We start from the raw sequence: 17,529 nt of genomic DNA, 5'->3' as shown, positions 1-17,529 counted from the left end.
AAAGGCAAACGCGGTTGCGTGCCCCGCCGCCCGGTCGTCAATTGAGGTAAAGAATCGAGCCGTTGAGCAGGCTCGCAAAGGCCACCCACGCCGCATAGGGCAGGAACAACAAGGCCGAGAGACGGTCCTGATGCCAGCTGGCGCGGATGAAGAGCAGGATGGCGATCAGCATGGCGATGACGATGATAAAGGCGCCGAGGATCTGTTCGGCGCCGAAGAACATCGGCGACCACGCGAAATTCAGCACCATCTGCGCCACCCACAGCCGCATGGCCTGGCTGTGGCGATGATCGAGGAAGGTGCGCGCGCCGGCAACGCCGATAAAGGCGTAGAGCACCGTCCAGACGGGGCCAAAAATCCAGTTGGGCGGATTGAAGGCGGGTTTTGCAAGGCCCTGATACCAGGGGCCCGGCATGTTGAGGAGGCCGATGAGGCTGCCGAGAGCGACGACGCCGGCGACGAAGAGCAGGGTGACGAGGGTTCGTTTCATGGCGACACTATATAGCGCCTGATGCTTCCGCTTCCAGCAGGCAGGATCGGCGCGGCAAGGGCACTTACAGCCGAACGATATGCTGGTCCCAGGCAACCGGGCTCGACTTGCCGGCAAAGCCGCCGCGATAGTCCGAGACTGCGAAATCCTGCGGCCCGGCTGCAATGCCCGCGACCTGATCGACGCTAGTCTCGCTGAGGACACGGCTGCTTTTGGCATCGACGACGACAAAGCTGTTTCCGATGGGAGAGGTGAGGCCGACGAGATCGCGCTGCCGGTCGATGGCGACGGCGCCGATGTAGTTGGCAAGCCGGGCGGTCGTGTCCTCGGGCAGGGAGAGGAAGGTGAGATCCTCGCCGCGGCGGAACGAGCCGGCAAGCGGCGGGGCGGCATCGCGCGCGCCCTCCCACTGGCAGGCAAACCAGATGCGCCCCGCCGCATCGATATCGAGATGCCGGGTGGAGAGCGCCTTGAGAGAGGCAGGCAGCGTATGGCGCTCGATGAGCGCGCCGCTTGTCGCATCGATCAGCGACAGTGACGGATCCATATGATCGAGATTGAGCTTGGTGCGGCCGAAATCCGGATGGGTCTCGATGCCGCCATTGGCAACGGCCAGCAGCGTGCCATCGCCCGACATCGTCATGTCGTGTGGGCCGATGCCGAAGGTCTGGAACTCGCCGATACGACGATAGCCATCCGTGCCGTCATAGACGCCGATCATACCGCGATTGGCATCGAAATCGTTCTCGGTCGCATAGAGCAGCCGGCCATCGGCGGAAAAGCAGCCATGGCCGAAGAAATGCCGGCCCTCAGCCGCGCTGATCGTCACCGGCGCGAAGCGGCGGTCGGGGCTGAAGACCAGTGCGAAGGTGCCTGGTCGCCGGGCAAAGGCGACCGCGCGGCTGCCATCGGCGCTGGCGGCAAGCCCGTGGGCGCGGGCCGGCAGCCCCACGCGCTCGATGATCTCGCCGCGCTCGCTGATGGTGGCGATGCCATAGGCGCCGCTGCGATCCATAAAGGCGGAGGCGTAGACCGCTTCGGCGCGCGCCAATGCCTCGGTGCCCTGAGGCGCAAGGCCGAGAGCCCAGGCGGCCCCCGCCATCTTCAGAAAACTGCGGCGTTCGAGCAGAGACTTTACCGGCATGCGGTGCATCATCGCAGAAACCTCGATGTGGTCGGTCAGAGCCAGCCCTTGCGCTTGAAATAGAGATAGGGAAGCAGCGCCGACAGCATCATCAGGCCGATGGCGAAGGGATAGCCGAACTGCCAGGAGAGTTCCGGCATCAGCTGGAAATTCATGCCATAGATGGACGCAACCAGCGTCGGCGGCAGGAAGACGACGGCGGCAACCGAGAAGATCTTGATGATCTGGTTCTGCTCGAGATTGATAAGGCCGAGCGTCGCGTCCAGCAGGAAGTTGATCTTGGCGGAGAGGAACTGCGCGTGATCGCCGAGCGAGGCGGCGTCGCGCTGCACGAGCTTCATGCGCTGGCGGCTGTCCTTGCCGCTTTTGCGCAGCGCCTTGCCCTCGACCGCCATGTAATAGGCAACCATGCGGGCGATGCTGACCAGGCTTTCGCGCGCCGTGGTCAGCACCTCGCCCTTGCCGCCGATCTGGGCGATCAGCTGTTCGAGATTCCGGGTCTTCTTCGTCACCGTCTGCTTCTTCCGGCTGAACACCTCGCGCGAGACGGCGTCGATATCGTTGCCGACACGCTCCAGCACATCCGCCATCCGATCCACTGTCGCCTCAATGAGACAGAGCAGCACCTGTTCGCCGCTGTCGCACAGCGTACCATTCTGGCGCTGCAGGCGGGCAGCAAAAAGCTGAAAGGGTTTGGGATCGGCATAGCGCACCGTCACCAGCGTGCCGTCCTTCATGATGAAGGAGATGGGCGCCTTCACCGGCTCGTCGCCGTCGAGTTCGGTCGCCACCGTCACCGTCATGAATTCGGCGCCTGCCTCCTGGTAGAGCCGGGCGGACAGCTCGATTTCCTGCATCTCGTCGCGCGTCGGGATCTCGATGCCGAGATGGGCTTCCACCTCGCGCGTTTCCGCAGGCGTCGGGTTGAGGAGGTCGAACCAGATAGGGCGGGCACCGGATGCCATCCCGGCCGGCGTCTCGTCTGGCTGGGCGGAAAGGACCGGGCGGCTCGAATAGGTCTGCAGCATGTCGGGCTCCAATCGGGCGTGTCATCCTGCAAGGACCGGAGCCCTGATCCTCAAGGGCCAGCCGATACAGGGCACCTCTAGCGAGGTGGACTGACGGGGTTCGGTGCGGTTGGACCTTGTGGTGAAGCATGCCGGTGCGCGCCGGCATGGCCTTGAGATGAGCCGGTTGCAACGCAAAGTCAATCCTTCGCGACTGCAGCGATGTCAGTCGCCGTCGGCGAAGGAAAATCCGGCGCCCAGCCCGATCGCGCCGCCGAAATCGTGGTTCAGCCGGTCGACGAGATCGTTTGTGTTCAGCTCAAGAAAGGTGATCTTGCCGCGCAGGTCCGGGTCGGCAAGCGCCGCGTCCACGGGCGCGTTGATGGCCCGGGCAGCGGTCGTGGCGGACCTGAACACGAAGGCAATGGAGCCGGCGATCGAAGCGTCGCCTTCCGGCAGCAGCGTCGCCATGTCGGAGATCGCGAAGAGGTCGGACAGGCCCTGAAGATTGTCGGCGATGGAGGGAAAGGTGTTGGCCGAGCGCCAGTAGGGCGCCGACTTCGGCTTGTCACGGATCGGATCCTTGCCGGTAGCATTGGGCTCAGCCGAAATCGGCGTGGCGCCGCCGCCGAAGAACACGCGGATGCGCTGGTCCTGTACGGTCTCCGCGCCGTGAACGAGGACGCCGAGCAGCGCCCCGGCCGCTTCCTGCGGGGTGCGGAACACGGGATTGTTGGCGCCTGGCTTCATCCAGGCATCGCCGATCCCCCCGGGCGCCTTCCAGGCCGCTTCAAACTCCGAAGCGATGGAGCCGAGATTGGCGGCGATCGCCATCGCGTAGCGGCAGCGGAAATCATCGCCCGTCGCCAGCGTCTCGTTGCCGGTGCCGTAAAGCAGATATTCGAGCGGGCCGAGCCCCTGAATGGCGACGCTCTTGCCCTTGAGGCCCTCGGCCGTCAGCGCTGTCTTGTCTTTGGTCGAGAGGATCGCCTGCAACTGCTTGAGGGCAAGGCCCTTGCGATCAGGGAAGAACAGGAAGCGCTCGAAACGGTTTTCTTCGAGCGCCGGGCCGACGCGCAGGATCTCCACGCGCGACCATTTGGCGACCACATCGTTAAAAGCCTTGCGGGCCGCGTTGAGATTGTCCTTTGACGGAGACGCGCACAGCGTTTGGGTCGCGGTGCCGAGGGCCTGCGTGGAGGCCGTGAGCGCCGCATAGCCGGGGCGGATGAATCCGGTGACCGCCTTTTCCATAACGCCCGGCAGCGCCGCCTCGTTGAGGCCCGGGGAAACCGGATTGGCATCCTGCGCGCGGGCGGCAGGCGCCGTCAGCGACAGGGGAAGAGCAAGTGCAAGCGCCAAGGACAGGCCGCGAGTGAATGTCCGCATCATCAAAGGGACTCCAGGAAGGTCAATAGAGCTTTGCGGTCGGCGGCGTCGAGCGCCGCGAACCTGTCACGGGCGGCCTTGGCCTCGCCGCCATGCCACAAAATGGCTTCGGTCAGGTTTCGCGCCCGGCCGTCATGGAGAAAGAATGTATGCCCGCTGACGGTTTCGGTGAGGCCAATGCCCCAGAGCGGCGGCGTGCGCCATTCCCGCCCATCGGCATCGCCCACCGCCTGCCCGTCGGCAAGCCATTCGCCCATGTCATGCAGCAGGAAATCCGAATAGGGCCAGATCAGTTGAAAGGCGAGCGCCTGATCCTCCGTGTCGCGCCGCGTCACGAATTTCGGCCGGTGGCACGCGGTGCAGCCGGTTTCGTAGAAGATCTTCTTGCCGGAAAGGGTCTCCGGCAGGCTGGCCTTGCGTCGGGCGGGCACGGCAAGGTGCCGCGAATAGAAGGAAACGAGATCGAGCACCGGGTTCGGCGCTTCCGTATCGCCAAGCCGTGGCTGCACCCCGGTCGGCAGCGCAAGACAGGCCGTCTGGGCCGGCATGCAGTCGCCATGGTCGCGCCGTGCATCGGGGGAGGAAATGCCGATATCGCCGGCAAAGGCGTCCGCCGTCTGCTGGCGGATGGTCGGCACCTGCGCCTTCCAGCCGAACCGGCCGAGCATGAGCCCATGCGTGGCGGGATCGCGCGCCAGCGACGCCTTGCCGCTGATCCCGTCATGATCGTGATCGTCGGGATCTGCGCCGGCGAGGATGTCGGCCGGATGGATCGCCTCGATCAGGCCAAGCCCGATCATGGCCGGGGTCACGCGGGGCGAGAGCGTCGTCGCCTCGCCCAAAGGACCATAGGCAAGGTCCGCAACGCCATAGACGGGCCGGCGCAGCGACACGATCTCGCCGCCTGCGAGCGTCACCGGCACTTCCGTGTAACGGATCGTCATGCGCCCCTCGGCGGCCAGGCCCGGCACGGCGCGGTCCTGAAGCTGCGTGCCGTAGACGGGGTCGGGCAGGTTTGCGAGGGCGTGCCGCGCGATGGCGTCGGCCTCCTCGGCCGTTTCGGCCGGGCGGGCGAGGCGCAGGAACATCGAGGTCGCGATACCGTCCGGGCCCGGCGGGTGGCCGCGCCCGTCCTTGATGTGACACTCCTGACAGGAGCGCGCATTGAAGAGGGGACCCAGCCCATCGGAGGCCTGCGTCGAGGAAGGGGATGAAACCCAAAGCTTTCGAAACAGCGCATTGCCGAGCTTGAAGCGTTCCTCGCCCTCAAGCGACAGGTTTTCCGAGCCGTGCGAAAAAATATTGGTGTTGATGGTGGCAACCGATGTGCCGGCCCCGCCACTCATCGCTTCGAACGTCTCTGCCTTTGAAAAATCCGCCGTCGGCGCCGTCACGGACTGGACGCGCTTCAGATCGCTGGCGGAGAGATCCGTGCGGGACGCGGGAAGATCAGACTCGTCCCCGTGCGCTGTGGCCGCTGCGACCAGCAGGGCAAACAGCGCGAACGAAAGGGCCGGGCGAAGCATCATGTCGGTCGCTTTGATTGAAAGGGGGCGGGCCGGTGCGAAAGTCTCGGCCCGTCCGGGCCTCTTACTTGAAGACCGCGTTAGGATTATCCAGGCTGTCGGAACCTTCAAGCTTGATCGTGCCGAGGTCGAGTGCGGCAAGAACGCGCTCCACCGTCTTCGACTGGGCAATGAGGTCATCGATCGGGGCCTGCACGATGGCATTTCCCTCGGCATTGCCTTCACCGATCATCTGGTCATAGGCCTCGATGGTCCTGCCGCGCTCGGCCATTTTTTCCATGTCGGCAACGGTCTTGTCGAGCTTTTCGCGCATTTCCTTGTCGAGCGCCGGATCCTTGGCTGCGACGATTTCGGAGAGCGAGGGGCCTGTCAGCTTCGTTCCGTCGACACGGATGTATTCGCCCGTATAGGCGGAGCGGATGCCAATCGCATCATGCAGGTGCGAATTGTAAGTGTTGTCGGAGAAGCAATCGTGCTCCTCTTCCGGATCATGGAGGAGAAGGCCGAGCTTCATGCGCTCGCCGGCAAGTTCGCCGTAGGAGAGCGAGCCCATGCCGGTCAGGATGGTGACGAGGCCGGCCTTCGGATCGGCTTCCACCTGCTTGGTGGCAGCGCCTTCCACCGTCCAGTTGCCGACCATCTCCTCGAGATCGGAGACCAGCAGCGTAGAAGCCGCTTTCAGATACTGGGCGCGGCGATCGCAATTGCCGTTGGTGCAGGCCTTGGTGTCGTAGTCCGTATAGGGTCGGTTGCCGGCGCCGGGTCCGGTGCCGTTGAGATCCTGGCCCCAGAGCAGGAATTCGATGGCGTGATAGCCGGTTGCCACATTGGCCTCGACACCGCCTGCTTCCTGCAGTTCGCTGGCCAGAAGCTCTGGCGTGATCTTGGAGGCATCGACCTCCCGGCCGTCGATGGTGATCTTCGGATTGGCGATGACATTTGCCGTGAAGAGCGCGTTCTCGTCGCTCTCGCTGCCATAGGAAGGATCGACGTAATCGATCAGGCCTTCGTCCAGCGGCCAGGCGTTCACACGCCCTTCCCAGTCATCGACGATCGGGTTGCCGAATCGATAGACTTCGCTTTCCTGATAGGGGTTGCGCGCCACGAGCCAGGCCGCGCGCGCCGCCTTCAGGGTTTCTTCACTGGGTTCGGCGATCAGCTTGTCAATGGCCGCGTCGAGCGCCTTGGCCGTGGTCAGGGCGTCCTCGAATTTGGCGTGGGCCACATTGGCGTAATGCTTGACGACGGCGGCGGCATCCGGTGCGGCGGCAAAGGCAGCCGTGACGGGCACGACGGCAACGGAAGCGGCAAGCGCGAAGACGGCGGCCTTCAACGATGTCCTCAACATGATCTCTCCTAATTTCGACGGCCGGCACGGTCCCGTATCGTTTGGGAGGGCCAGCAATGACACGCCGTGAAAACCCTCTCCAGCGGCGCCCAGGCGGCATGTCTTCGCGCAAATTTAAACTGGTGTCAAAGAGTAAAGTTAAAGTGACCGGCGCGTGACAGGGCGTCGCATCGCTTGTAGATGAATGATTTTCGGGCATATGGCGAGAAAATCGGCATTTACCGACCGGTCGGGTCGCGATATCACAGCGCATCCACCGTCATCATCCGGGGCTTCCATGCGCCATCACGTCAAGCACTACTTCCGGCGCCACGAGCCAAAGGGGCATGCCCACCTGCATCTGAAGTCTTGCATCGGCGCGATCCTCGCCATGGCGGCCGTCGGATCGCTGGCGACGGTGACGCATCTCCCCTTGCTGATCGCGCCGTTTGGTGCCAGCGCCGTGCTGCTGTTCGGCCAGCCGAAGAGCCCGCTCGCCCAGCCTGCCAATGTCGTCGGCGGCTATCTTGTGGCGGCCCTGTTGGCGCTCGCCGCCACCAGCCTCTTTCCCGGCCTGTGGCTGGCGGGTGCCGTCGGCGTCGGCCTTGCCATCGCGCTGATGCTGCTCCTGCGCGTGACCCATCCGCCGGCCGGCGCCGTGCCGCTGGTGGCGATCGCCGGGCAGATGAACGGGGTCGTGCTCATGGAAGTCGTGATGATCGGCAGCGTCCTCCTCGTTGCCATCGCGACGCTGCATCACCTCATCCCGCCCCGCCAGCAATATCCGATCCGCATCGAGGAAAGTCCCGCACCGGTGGAGTGAGGCGGGGAAGGTTCTCTGGTGCGCTGCCGGGTTGTTGGCGGCGTGAGTGGAATCAGCCGCATGCGGTCGATAACGCCAACATCACCCGTCGTCATCCTCGGGCTTGACCCGAGGATCCGCCCGCTGGCTCGGTGACTGTCGCATGGATGCTCGCGTCAAGCCCGAGCATGACAGAGAAACGGGACCGGAGGCCGTGATGACGAACGGGCGGGAGATGCTCAGCCCGCTCACGCCTCCCGGCGGAAGCGGCAGAAGAAGAAGCCATCGGTTTGCGTCGTCGCCGGCGTCAGCGTGACGCTCCGGCCGTCGGCCGAATGCGGCTTCGGGGCCTCAGGGCCGAAGAGGGCCGTCCAGTCCGCCGTTGCATCCTGGATGACGAAGTCGGGGTTCTCGGCCGCAAAGCGCGCCACCTGTTCCTCGTTCTCCTCCGGCAGCATGGAACAGGTGACATAGGCGAGGTGACCGCCGGGGCGCACATAGGCGCAGGCGTTGGCGAGCACTTCGCGCTGCTGCTCCAGCCGCTCCTCGAGATTTTTCTGGGTGAGGCGCCATTTGGTGTCCGGACGCCGCCGCCAGGTGCCGGTGCCGGTGCAGGGCGCGTCGATCAGCACGCGGTCGAAACGGGCCGTGTGGCTGGAAAGGCTCTCAAGGCTCTCATGCACCTGCACATTGCGCGTGCCGGCCCGCTTCAGCCGCTCGATGATCGGTGCCAGCCGCTTGCGATCGCTGTCATAGGCATGCACCTGGCCGCGATTGTCCATGCTGGCCGAGAGCGCCAGCGTCTTGCCACCGCCACCGGCGCAATAGTCGAGGATCTGTTCGCCGCCCTTGGCCAGAACGAGATCGGCAACGATCTGCGAGCCCTCGTCCTGCACCTCGAACCAGCCCTTCTGGAAACTGAGTTCGGCGGTCACGTTTGGCAGGCGCGATGCGCCGTCGCCGGCGGGAATGCGCACGCCCTGGCGCGCGATGCGCGTGGCTTCCGCACCGGAGCGATCGAGCGCCTTGACCACCTTCTCGCGGCTTGCCTTCAGCGTGTTGGCGCGCAGGTCAAGCGCGGGACGGCCCGTGAGGGCCTGCGCCTCGGCGATCCAGCGGTCGCCAAAGGAGCGGGAGAAGGAGGCCGTCAGCCAGTCGGGAATATCGGCCTGCACATGGTCAGGCGCGGTGGCGAGATCGCGGGCGGCAAAAGCGGCAAGCGCTTCCGCCGACGGCAGGGCCGGGGCAAAGCGGTCGCCATCGAACTCTGCGGCGAGCGCATCGGCTGACAGGCCCCATTGGCGCAGGAGAACGGCAAAGGCGAGGGCATCCGGCGCATCGCTGTCCATCAGGAAGGCATGGGAAAGGCGCATGCGCAGCGCGTCATAGACGATGTTGCCAATGGCGGCACGGTCGCCGGAGCCGGCAAAGCGGTGCGAAAGGCCCCAGTCCTTCAGCGCGTCCGCCACGGGCCGGCGCCGCGTTTCGATATCCGTGAGTACGTCGATGGCTCCGGAGAGCCTTCCACCAAGTCGCATCGCCTGTTCCATTCCGCTGTGAAAGGTCGTGGTAGCGACGATGCCCCGCCGGGGCAAGACCAAAGAGCGGAGGCCGGAGCCGACGCGTCTCAGGAAATGACGCGGTAGCAGACGTTGGCGTGCCCGGATTTGATCATGCCGATGCTGCTGGCGGCAGCCTTTGAAAGGTCAAGGACACGGCCGCGAATGAAGGGGCCGCGGTCATTGATGCGCACCACGACAGACTTGCCGTTGCGCTTGTTGGTGACCTGGAGCTTGGTGCCGAAGGCGAACTTGCGGTGGGCGGCGGTCATGTGCGCAGCATTCATGCGTTCGCCGGAGGCTGTGCGCGAGGAGAGGGCATACCAGGAGGCGCCACCACAGCCCGCGCCGGCCGCGTGGCTTTCGCTGGGCTGCAGAAGGAGGGCGGCAGCGGTGAGGGCGAGAGCGGCGGCGGCCAGGGTCGTAGTCTTCAAAGTCAAACGGAAAGTCCTTCGTCACGCATAACGGGATGAGCTGTGGAGGGCGCATTACCGGGTAAAAAGTGGCGAAAAAGTGCCGCAACCTGTCACAGTATAGGTTTGGATGTTCTATCAGGAGCGGGTTTAGGCAGTTGTATTGCCGTTTGAATGCGTGCTCGATTGTCATGATTCCGTTTGGAATCAGAACGATTCCTATTTCGATGCCAAAACCGGCGGGCAATTACGCCGGCTGTGAATCAAATTCATATAAAATTTTTTAAGGAGCGCATTCTCGCGATTCAGCGGACTGCTTTGCTGCGGACAATAGCGCGATAGTTGTAGGATATCACGGGAGATAGTCCGAAACGAAAAAGTCCATCGCCTGCTGTGGAGGCGATGGACTCGAAGTCGTAAGGAATTATTAACTCTATAGTCGCGTCTTACATTGAGCTCTTGATGATGACCTTCGCGCAGCGGCTCAGGTGCGGTTGCGGTGTCCGCGCCAGCGCCCGTCTCGCCACAGATCGGCCAGCGAAACGCGATAGTCGGGATAGGCGAAGACAAAGCCGAGGGCTTTCAGCTTCGCATTCGAGACCCGCTTGTTCTCGCCATAGAAGGAGCGGGCCATCGGCGACAATTCGGCGGTTTCAAAGGCAATTTCCGGCGGCGGCGCGACGCCCATGAGCCGGGCAGCTTCCGCGACGATATCCTGCGGCGGGGCGGGCTCGTCGTCGGTGATGTTGAAGATGCCGCCATGCTTGCCGTCGGCGAGGAACAGGCTGGCCGCGCCGATGTCCTCCACCCGGATACGGTTGAAGACCTGACCGGGCTTGATAAGGCGCCGCGCCGTTCCGTCCTCGAAATTCCAGAACGTGTTGCGCCCTGGCCCGTAGATGCCGGACAGACGCAGAACCGCGACGGGAAGGCCGGCAGCCGTGCCGGCTGCCAGCCAGCCTTCTTCGGCCTCGACGCGCTCCAGCGAGCGGGCCGAGACGGGGTTCAGCGGCGTTGCCTCGTCCACCCAGGCCCCGCCATGATCGCCGTAGACGCCGACCGTGGAGAGATAGCCGGCCCATTCGAGCTTCGGGCAGAGCACCGTGAGCGGCGGCACGCCGGGCCGTAGCATGGGATCGCCATCCTTGCCGGGCGCGATGGATTGGATAAGGTGCGTGGTCTCGCGAAGACGCTCGGCGAGCGTCTCCTCGATCGCCTGACCGTCATAGAGAATGGCGCGGATGCCATCGGCCCCAAGCCGCGCCGCTTTTTCGGCCGAGCGCGTCGTTCCGGCAATATCGGTCGTCACGGCCTTGAAGGCCTCGGCAATCGCCTGGCCGGAAAAGCCGGCGCCGAGAATGGTCAGTGTCGTCATGTCAGCTCTCTCCTTGGCTGGCCAGGGCATCGCGCCACTCGGTCAGCACCATCTCGTCTTGTTCGTCGGCCGTCATCTGCTTCGCCAGCGCCGCAAAGGCGCCGGCATCCAGAAGGCGCGCCATCGCCCACGCCGCGGCCCCGCGCACGAGGGGCGAGGTGTCAGACAGGTGTGGCCGACAGTGGCCTGCAAGATCACCATCGCCGCTATTTCCGGCCGCCGTCAGCACATTGCGCAGGAACCGATCGCGGCCGATCCGCTTGATGGGCGAGGCCGAGAAGTGCGCACGGAAGGCGGCATCATCAAGGGCAAGGAGATCGGCGAGTTCAGGGGCCTTCAGATCCGCGCGCGCTTTCAGGCGGATTTCGGCGGCGCTCTGCGCGAACTTGTTCCAGGGGCAGGCCGCAAGGCAATCGTCACAGCCATAGATGCGGTTGCCGATCAGCGGGCGCAGGTCGGCCGGGATCGGCCCCTTGTTCTCGATAGTCAGATAGGAAATGCAGCGCCGCGCATCGATCCGGTAGGGCGCGGGGAAGGCGTTGGTTGGGCACGCATCAAGGCAGGCCCGGCAGGAGCCGCAGTGGTCCACTTCGCCGGCATCGGGGATCAGCTCGGCCGTGGTGAACATCGAGCCGAGGAACAGCCAGGAGCCATGGCTGCGGCTGACGAGATTGGTGTGCTTGCCCTGCCAGCCGAGCCCGGCGGCGGCGGCGAGCGGCTTTTCCATCACCGGCGCCGTATCGACGAAGACCTTGACATCGCTGCCGGCCCGGGCGGCAAAGCGGGTCGCGAGCGCCTTCAGCTTGCCCTTCATGACGTCGTGATAGTCGCGGTGGCGGGCATAGACGGAGATGGCGCCACGACCGGGCTCTTCGCGCAAGGTCCGCGGATCCTCGTCCGGCCCGTAATTCATGGCGACCATGACGAGCGAGCGGACCTCCGGCCAGAGCCCTGTCGGATGGCCGCGCCGCTCCAGCGTCTCTTCCATCCAGGCCATGCTGCCGTGATAGCCTTCGCCCACGAAGGCCTGGAGAACCGGCCGGAGGTCCGGAATGCGTTCGGGGGTCGTGATGCGACAGAGGTCGAAGCCGTGCGCCAGCGCCTCGGCGGTGGCGAACTGCGTGAGGGCCAGGCGCTGCCTGTCTGCCCGCGCCGTCTCTGCCGCCACCGTCGTCCTCCTCACCCTTCACAGAGCATTTCCGATGATCAGGGGATCACTGGAAATGTTCTCTGTTTTTTGTTTCACCGCATTGTCCGACGCCGAAGCGATCACGCTTCGGCTGGAAATGCTCTAGAAATCGAGGTCCGCATAATGCGAGACCGGCAGGATGCCGCGCACGCGCTCGGCGAGCAGCGGGCGGAAGGAGGGGCGCGACTTGATGCGCTGGTACCAGTCCTTGGCCGCCGGTGCCTCGCTCCAGTCCACCTCGCCGAGATAGTCGAGCACCGACAGGGAGGCCGCCGCCGCAAGGTCGGCATAGGATAGACGCTCGCCGGCCAGATAGGTACGCGAGCCCGCCAGCCAGGAGAGATATTTCAGATGCTGGCGGATATTGGCGCGCGAGGTGCGCAGCACCTTGCTATCCGGCGCACCGCCACCCTGATCGGCCCGCATCTGCAGCTTGAAGACGCGCTCGCGCACCAAGGGCCGCGTCACGTCCGCTTCCATCTTCTGCATGAACCACTCCGTCAGCCGGCGGATTTCGGCGCGCTGGAACGGGTCCTCGGCCAGAAGTCGACGCTCGCGTTTCAGGACGCCATCGGTTTCGTCGAGAAACTCGCTGATGACGCCCGCCCCACAGAGCGCCCGCATGCTGTCGTCCACATAGACCGGAAGCGTGCCGGCCGGGTTGAGCGCAAGAAAGTCCTTGCGCTTGTCCCATGGCTGTTCTTCCGCCAGATCGGGCTGATAGCCATATTCGGACAGGATCAGCCGGACGAAGCGCGAGGCGGCAGACATCGGATGGTGGTAGAGAATGGGCATCGATGAGCTTCTGTTCTCAATGGGGGCTGTGTCGCGGTCATCTAGGGTTGAAACCCAATCAGGATAGGTGCTCTGATTGGGTTTCGACCCTAGCGTTTTGGCTGGCCATGCGCCGGGGCGAGGAGCTATAGGAACACGGCACGATTAACGCAAGGCAACCAATCCTTTTCTAGATAGAGCGCAATTCTTCAGGGAAAATTAATTCATGGACGATCAATCGATTGTGAGCGCCCTCGTGCTCGGAATTATCGAGGGCCTGACCGAGTTTATTCCAGTTTCCTCAACCGCCCACGTTCTTCTGGCGGGTCATTTTCTGGGCTTCAAGTCGCCCGGCAACACCTTTGCCGTTCTCATCCAGCTCGGCGCGATCCTCGCTATTCTCCTGGTCTATTTCCAGAAACTGCTCTCGATCGCGCTGGCGCTTCCCAGCGATGCGCGCGCCCGCCGCTTCGTCCTGTCCGTTCTCCTCGCTTTCCTCCCGGCCGCCGTCATCGGCGCTCTCGCCCATGACTTCATCAAGTCGGTGCTGTTCGAGACGCCTATGCTGATCTGCGTCGTCCTGATCCTCGGCGGCTTCGTGCTGCTGGCGGTCGATCGCATGCCGCTGAAGCCACGCTACCGCGACGTGATGGACTATCCGCCGTCACTGGCGCTGAAGATCGGCTTTTTCCAGTGCCTCGCCATGGTGCCTGGAACCTCGCGTTCGGGCGCGACCATCGTTGGCGCGCTGCTGATGGGTACGGACAAGCGTTCGGCGGCGGAGTTCTCCTTCTTCCTCGCCATGCCGACCATGCTCGGGGCCTTCACGCTCGACCTTTACAAGAACCGCAACGCCCTCGATTTCTCTTCCGCCAGCATCGTCGCGATCGGTTTCGTGGCCGCCTTCGTCTCGGCACTGATCGTCGTGCGCAAGCTGCTCGATTTCGTCTCCTCGCGCGGCTTCACGCCCTTCGCGATCTGGCGGATCGTTGTCGGCACCATCGGCCTCATCGCCCTGCTGCTGACCAGCGGCGGTTCCGTTCCCGCCGCATGAAAAAACCGCGTGGCCTGCTGGGAGAGCGGGCCACGCGGTTGTGCAAATTCACGGGTGATATGTGTGGGATGCGCCCCCAGTCAGCGGAGCGCCCTGGGGCAGATTACTTGGCGCTGCCGGGGATGGCGCCCGTCGTGCACGGATCGACGCCATAGGCCGGCGCGCATGCGGCGCGGCTATCGGCAACCGTGGTGCGCGGTGCGACGAAGGAGCCGGCGATAATCACCAGCGCTGCGCAGGCAAAGAAAGCAGCAATCGACTTGCCCATTGAAAATTCAGCCTTTCGAAGAAAGTGGATGCCCCGGAATGCCCCGCTCGGCCCTGTGACTGCCGCTGATAGTCGGAGCTGACATTCCGATCAATACGGGATCATGCTGAATCCCCGGTAAATGAAAAAGCCGCATTTTACTGCGGCTTTCCTGCAACGGTCGCGATGGTGGGACGTTCTCGTCAGGCGGCCCGGCCCGAGCGTGTGTATTGGCCCTGTGGGCGATAACGCACGAGATAGGAGGGCAGAACCGCCTCCACCGCCGTCGGCTGTATGCCCATGCCGGCGAGTGTCCGGCCAGCCGCGATCGCCTCGGGCGAGACAACGTTGTCCGACTTCAGGAGCTTCACCTGATCCGGCGTGATCGGCGGGGTGATGAAGGGCACGAGCGAAGCGACCGAGCCCATCAGCGATGCGAGGCCGAAGGGCAGGGAAACCAGCGGGCGCTTGCGATCGACGACCGACAGCATGGTTTCGAGACAATCGCGGAAGGTCATGACCTCGGGGCCGCCGAGTTCATAGACGGCACCCGGCTGCAGCTTGCCATCAACGGCATTGGCGACCGCTTCCGCAACATCGGCGACATAAACCGGCTGGAACTTCGTCATGCCGCCGCCGACCAGCGGCAGGGCCGGGAAGAAGCGCGACATATCCGCAAACTTGTTGAAGAAGCCGTCCTCGGGGCCGAACACGATGGAGGGGCGCAGGATGACCGCCGAGGGAACGGTCGACAGGATCGCCTGCTCGGCGCGGCCCTTGGTGCGGGCATAGACCGATTCCGAATTGGCGTCCGCGCCGATCGCGGAGACGTGCGTCAGCGTGGCGCCGGCCGTGCGGGCCGCCTCGGCAATGGCGCGGGCGCCGAATTCCTGTACGGCATCGAAGGTGTTGCGGCCGGCCTCGAACAGGATGCCGACGCAGTTGACGACATGGTCGGAGCCTTCAACGGCGCGGTCCACCGACTTGCGGAAGCGCAGGTTGGCCTGAACGAATGAGATCTGCCCGACATTGCCGAGCGGCTGCAGGAAGCCGGCCAGGTCCGGCCGGCGAACGGCGACCCGAATGCGATAGCCGCGCCGGGCGAGCGCCCTGACGACATGACGTCCAACAAACCCCGAGCCGCCGAAGACGGTGACGAGCGGCGGAAGATTGGCGAGGGTCATGGGGCAGAATCTCCTGGTCGGGAACGACTGTTAGGCTTGAGGTTCTACCCCAAGACGATGACAAGGTGAAGGTGGGCCGAGTGCCGCAGTGTGCGCTGCGGCAAAGACGTGTCAAAGCCCTTCGACGACGACCATTTCTGCATCGGCCACCTTCTGGCGGATGGCGGCTGCGATCTGGTATTCCATGGAATTGTAGCAGTCGATAGCGGCCTGCATCGAGGGAAACTCGATGACGACGTTGCGGGCTCGCACCGCGCCCTCGAGGCGCTCATAGGCGCCCCCACGGGCAAGAAATACCGCGCCGTATTTTTCGAAGGCCACTTTGGCGGCCGCCACATAGTCCTTGTAGCCTTCCGGGTCGCGAACATCGACACGGGCGATCCAGTATCCCTTGGCCATAACGGGTTTCCTCCTCTTGATTATCCGGGGCTTAAGCGTTGGCGGGCCACAGGGCCGTGTGCATCTCGTCCAGGATGGCTCTGGCGGCGGCCTTCGGGTCGGGTGCCTTGACGATGGGTCGGCCAACGACGAGGTGGGTGGAGCCGGCCTTCAGCGCATCGCCGGGTGTCACCACCCGCTTCTGGTCGCCGGCCTCCGCGCCTGTGGGCCGAATGCCCGGCGTGACGATGGCGAGATCGGTGCCCACGATGCCGCGCACCAGCGCCGATTCCTCGGCCGAGCAGACGATGCCGCCCATGCCGGCATCGCGAGCCTGTTCGGCGCGCAGCCTGACCAGCGATTGCGGATCCGTAGCATAGCCGGCTTCGGTGAGGTCCGCCTGGTCCATGGAGGTGAGGACAGTGACGCCCAGCAGGCAGAGGCCTGAACCTTCGGCCGCCTTCACGGCCGCGCGCATTGCCTTGGGATAGGCATGCAGAGTCATCATCGTCATGCCCATCTTGGCGATGTTCTCGACGCCGTGCGCAATCGTGTTGTCGATGTCGAGCAGCTTGACGTCGAGGAAGACCTTCTTGCCGCTCGCGGCAAGCTGCTGCGCGAAGGGAAGGCCGCCGGCAAAGACGAGTTGATAGCCGATTTTGTAAAAATTGACGCTGTCGCCCAGCGTTTCCACCATGCGTTCGGCCTCGTCCACGCTCGGAAGATCAAGGCCGACGATCAGTCGGTCACGGGTGTCCATCGCATCACACTCCCTGCCAGAATTCGACGGGCGTCCAGTCGCATGCGACGCGGCGATCGGCAAGGGCAAAGGCGACGAAAGGGCGCCCCATCACAGGCATCTCAGCCGCGGCGATAGACCCATAACTGTGCGGGAGGAATGTTGCGCACCACAAAATCATAATGGCTGATCTGATAGCGATCCGGCATCGCGACGACGGGGGACAGCGGTCCGTAGGAAATCTGGATCACGGGCCGGCCGGCCGGGACGCGGTCGAGAAGGCTGTCTATCAGCGAGACGCGGCGGTGCATCGGGAAATTCAGCAGCGGCACGGCCGAGATGACACAGTCGAAACGGGTGCCGGCGAGCGTGCCGAGCGACTCGTCCAGGTTGAAGGCATCCCCATGCACGAAATTGACGCCGGGATAGGTCGAGATCAAATGCTCAAAGAAGCTCTCGGAATATTCGACCGAGACCAGCTTATCCGGTGCAAGCCCGGTCTGCAGGATGGCCTTGGTGATCACGCCCGTGCCGGGGCCGAGCTCGAGCACGGGCAGGCCGGACTGGATGTCGATGACACTCGCCATGCGCCGTGCCGTGAAGCCGGAGGTCGGGACGATCGATCCGACGGCCTTCATGTTGCTGCGGAAACCTTTGAAGAAGCGGATTTCCTCGTCGAACTTTCGACCGAGCCGTTCCTTGACCTTCACGCCGAGCTTCATGCGCGCCCCCTTGGGATACACCCTGTCGCCGGCGGTTCGCCCGCCCGGCTTTATCGCCGCAGCCTCATGCCTGCGGTTCTGTGAGTAGAATGTGACTGTGTTTACGTCAAAAACAAGTCTCATTGCGGCCTGTGTGCAAACATCGTCATCTTTTCAGAGACGTATCGCGAAAGGACCCGCCGGGACAGCCGGCCTTCCCGCAGTGGTGAC

The 17,529-nt window shown here is 64.1% G+C and carries 18 protein-coding genes; 2 read left to right on the top strand and 16 right to left on the bottom strand.

The window, feature by feature from the left end; translation table 11 throughout:
* Positions 1-37 precede the first annotated feature (37 nt).
* From F3H41_RS11270 to F3H41_RS11245, 6 genes are all read right to left on the bottom strand, one after another.
* On the bottom strand, positions 38-490 hold the full coding sequence (locus F3H41_RS11270) for a TspO/MBR family protein (protein ID WP_149738774.1): 453 nt from the start codon (positions 488-490) through the stop codon (positions 38-40).
* A gap of 64 nt (positions 491-554) precedes the next feature.
* The gene (locus F3H41_RS11265) at positions 555-1,634 is read right to left on the bottom strand and encodes a DUF1513 domain-containing protein (protein WP_149738773.1); all 1,080 of its coding nucleotides are present in this window, start codon (positions 1,632-1,634) and stop codon (positions 555-557) included.
* 35 nt (positions 1,635-1,669) lie between these two features.
* Positions 1,670-2,662, bottom strand: a complete 993-nt coding sequence (gene corA, locus F3H41_RS11260; protein WP_149738772.1) for a magnesium/cobalt transporter CorA — start codon at positions 2,660-2,662, stop codon at positions 1,670-1,672.
* A gap of 204 nt (positions 2,663-2,866) precedes the next feature.
* Positions 2,867-4,030: an imelysin family protein gene (locus tag F3H41_RS11255; RefSeq protein WP_149738931.1), complete on the bottom strand. Its 1,164-nt coding sequence runs from the start codon at positions 4,028-4,030 to the stop codon at positions 2,867-2,869.
* A gap of 2 nt (positions 4,031-4,032) precedes the next feature.
* A complete protein-coding gene (locus F3H41_RS11250) occupies positions 4,033-5,559 on the bottom strand; it encodes a di-heme oxidoredictase family protein (RefSeq protein ID WP_149738771.1) in 1,527 nt (508 codons plus the stop codon).
* Between the two features lie 61 nt (positions 5,560-5,620).
* Entirely contained in the window at positions 5,621-6,904 is a 1,284-nt protein-coding gene (locus F3H41_RS11245) for an imelysin family protein (RefSeq protein ID WP_149738770.1), read from the bottom strand.
* A gap of 277 nt (positions 6,905-7,181) precedes the next feature.
* Between F3H41_RS11245 and F3H41_RS11240 the strand changes: the two genes are divergently transcribed.
* Entirely contained in the window at positions 7,182-7,706 is a 525-nt protein-coding gene (locus tag F3H41_RS11240; RefSeq protein ID WP_149738769.1) for an HPP family protein, read from the top strand.
* Positions 7,707-7,933: 227 nt separating this feature from the next.
* On the opposite strand, the gene F3H41_RS11235 is transcribed toward F3H41_RS11240, so the two are convergent.
* From F3H41_RS11235 to F3H41_RS11215, 5 genes are all read right to left on the bottom strand, one after another.
* A complete protein-coding gene (locus F3H41_RS11235) occupies positions 7,934-9,223 on the bottom strand; it encodes an RsmB/NOP family class I SAM-dependent RNA methyltransferase (protein ID WP_149738768.1) in 1,290 nt (429 codons plus the stop codon).
* A gap of 89 nt (positions 9,224-9,312) precedes the next feature.
* The gene (locus F3H41_RS11230; RefSeq protein WP_244616178.1) at positions 9,313-9,663 is read right to left on the bottom strand and encodes a septal ring lytic transglycosylase RlpA family protein; all 351 of its coding nucleotides are present in this window, start codon (positions 9,661-9,663) and stop codon (positions 9,313-9,315) included.
* 478 nt (positions 9,664-10,141) lie between these two features.
* On the bottom strand, positions 10,142-11,032 hold the full coding sequence (locus F3H41_RS11225) for an SDR family oxidoreductase (protein ID WP_149738766.1): 891 nt from the start codon (positions 11,030-11,032) through the stop codon (positions 10,142-10,144).
* Position 11,033: 1 nt separating this feature from the next.
* Positions 11,034-12,200 carry a tRNA epoxyqueuosine(34) reductase QueG gene (gene queG, locus F3H41_RS11220; protein WP_149738765.1) on the bottom strand — a complete coding sequence of 389 codons (1,167 nt, stop codon included), beginning with the start codon at positions 12,198-12,200 and terminating at the stop codon, positions 11,034-11,036.
* A gap of 123 nt (positions 12,201-12,323) precedes the next feature.
* Positions 12,324-13,016, bottom strand: coding sequence for a glutathione S-transferase family protein (locus F3H41_RS11215; protein WP_149738764.1), 693 nt, complete (start codon positions 13,014-13,016; stop codon positions 12,324-12,326).
* A 205-nt stretch (positions 13,017-13,221) separates the two neighbouring features.
* Here F3H41_RS11215 and F3H41_RS11210 point away from each other — a divergent pair, with 205 nt between their 5' ends.
* Entirely contained in the window at positions 13,222-14,049 is an 828-nt protein-coding gene (locus F3H41_RS11210) for an undecaprenyl-diphosphate phosphatase (protein WP_149738763.1), read from the top strand.
* A 103-nt stretch (positions 14,050-14,152) separates the two neighbouring features.
* Here the strand turns inward: F3H41_RS11210 and F3H41_RS21260 are convergent, their stop codons facing one another.
* The 5 genes from F3H41_RS21260 to pmtA form a co-directional block, all read right to left on the bottom strand.
* Positions 14,153-14,317 carry a hypothetical protein gene (locus tag F3H41_RS21260; RefSeq protein ID WP_188129431.1) on the bottom strand — a complete coding sequence of 55 codons (165 nt, stop codon included), beginning with the start codon at positions 14,315-14,317 and terminating at the stop codon, positions 14,153-14,155.
* 182 nt (positions 14,318-14,499) lie between these two features.
* Positions 14,500-15,480 carry a complex I NDUFA9 subunit family protein gene (locus tag F3H41_RS11205; RefSeq protein WP_149738762.1) on the bottom strand — a complete coding sequence of 327 codons (981 nt, stop codon included), beginning with the start codon at positions 15,478-15,480 and terminating at the stop codon, positions 14,500-14,502.
* A gap of 111 nt (positions 15,481-15,591) precedes the next feature.
* Complete coding sequence (locus F3H41_RS11200) at positions 15,592-15,879, bottom strand: DUF1330 domain-containing protein (RefSeq protein ID WP_149738761.1); 288 nt, start codon at positions 15,877-15,879, stop codon at positions 15,592-15,594.
* 31 nt (positions 15,880-15,910) lie between these two features.
* On the bottom strand, positions 15,911-16,618 hold the full coding sequence (gene pyrF, locus F3H41_RS11195; RefSeq protein ID WP_149738760.1) for an orotidine-5'-phosphate decarboxylase: 708 nt from the start codon (positions 16,616-16,618) through the stop codon (positions 15,911-15,913).
* Positions 16,619-16,719: 101 nt separating this feature from the next.
* Complete coding sequence (gene pmtA / locus F3H41_RS11190; protein WP_149738759.1) at positions 16,720-17,319, bottom strand: phospholipid N-methyltransferase PmtA; 600 nt, start codon at positions 17,317-17,319, stop codon at positions 16,720-16,722.
* Between the last annotated feature and the right edge of the window lie 210 nt (positions 17,320-17,529).

The sequence above is a fragment of the Rhizobium sp. RU20A genome, from assembly GCF_900155885.1.
Classification (GTDB): domain Bacteria; phylum Pseudomonadota; class Alphaproteobacteria; order Rhizobiales; family Rhizobiaceae; genus RU20A.
This window is presented reverse-complemented; position numbering and strand designations above follow the sequence as displayed.

Excerpts from the sequence above, each read along its gene's own strand:
- F3H41_RS11270 (WP_149738774.1), bottom strand. The coding sequence starts at position 490 with ATGAAACGAACCCTCGTCACCCTGCTCTTCGTCGCCGGCGTCGTCGCT.
- F3H41_RS11265 (WP_149738773.1), bottom strand. The coding sequence starts at position 1,634 with ATGCCGGTAAAGTCTCTGCTCGAACGCCGCAGTTTTCTGAAGATGGCG.
- corA (WP_149738772.1), bottom strand. The coding sequence starts at position 2,662 with ATGCTGCAGACCTATTCGAGCCGCCCGGTCCTTTCCGCCCAGCCAGAC.
- F3H41_RS11255 (WP_149738931.1), bottom strand. The coding sequence starts at position 4,030 with ATGCGGACATTCACTCGCGGCCTGTCCTTGGCGCTTGCACTTGCTCTT.
- F3H41_RS11250 (WP_149738771.1), bottom strand. The coding sequence starts at position 5,559 with ATGATGCTTCGCCCGGCCCTTTCGTTCGCGCTGTTTGCCCTGCTGGTC.
- F3H41_RS11245 (WP_149738770.1), bottom strand. The coding sequence starts at position 6,904 with ATGTTGAGGACATCGTTGAAGGCCGCCGTCTTCGCGCTTGCCGCTTCC.
- F3H41_RS11240 (WP_149738769.1), top strand. The coding sequence starts at position 7,182 with ATGCGCCATCACGTCAAGCACTACTTCCGGCGCCACGAGCCAAAGGGG.
- F3H41_RS11235 (WP_149738768.1), bottom strand. The coding sequence starts at position 9,223 with ATGCGACTTGGTGGAAGGCTCTCCGGAGCCATCGACGTACTCACGGAT.
- F3H41_RS11225 (WP_149738766.1), bottom strand. The coding sequence starts at position 11,032 with ATGACGACACTGACCATTCTCGGCGCCGGCTTTTCCGGCCAGGCGATT.
- F3H41_RS11215 (WP_149738764.1), bottom strand. The coding sequence starts at position 13,016 with ATGCCCATTCTCTACCACCATCCGATGTCTGCCGCCTCGCGCTTCGTC.
- F3H41_RS11210 (WP_149738763.1), top strand. The coding sequence starts at position 13,222 with ATGGACGATCAATCGATTGTGAGCGCCCTCGTGCTCGGAATTATCGAG.
- F3H41_RS21260 (WP_188129431.1), bottom strand. The coding sequence starts at position 14,317 with ATGGGCAAGTCGATTGCTGCTTTCTTTGCCTGCGCAGCGCTGGTGATT.
- F3H41_RS11205 (WP_149738762.1), bottom strand. The coding sequence starts at position 15,480 with ATGACCCTCGCCAATCTTCCGCCGCTCGTCACCGTCTTCGGCGGCTCG.
- F3H41_RS11200 (WP_149738761.1), bottom strand. The coding sequence starts at position 15,879 with ATGGCCAAGGGATACTGGATCGCCCGTGTCGATGTTCGCGACCCGGAA.
- pyrF (WP_149738760.1), bottom strand. The coding sequence starts at position 16,618 with ATGGACACCCGTGACCGACTGATCGTCGGCCTTGATCTTCCGAGCGTG.
- pmtA (WP_149738759.1), bottom strand. The coding sequence starts at position 17,319 with ATGAAGCTCGGCGTGAAGGTCAAGGAACGGCTCGGTCGAAAGTTCGAC.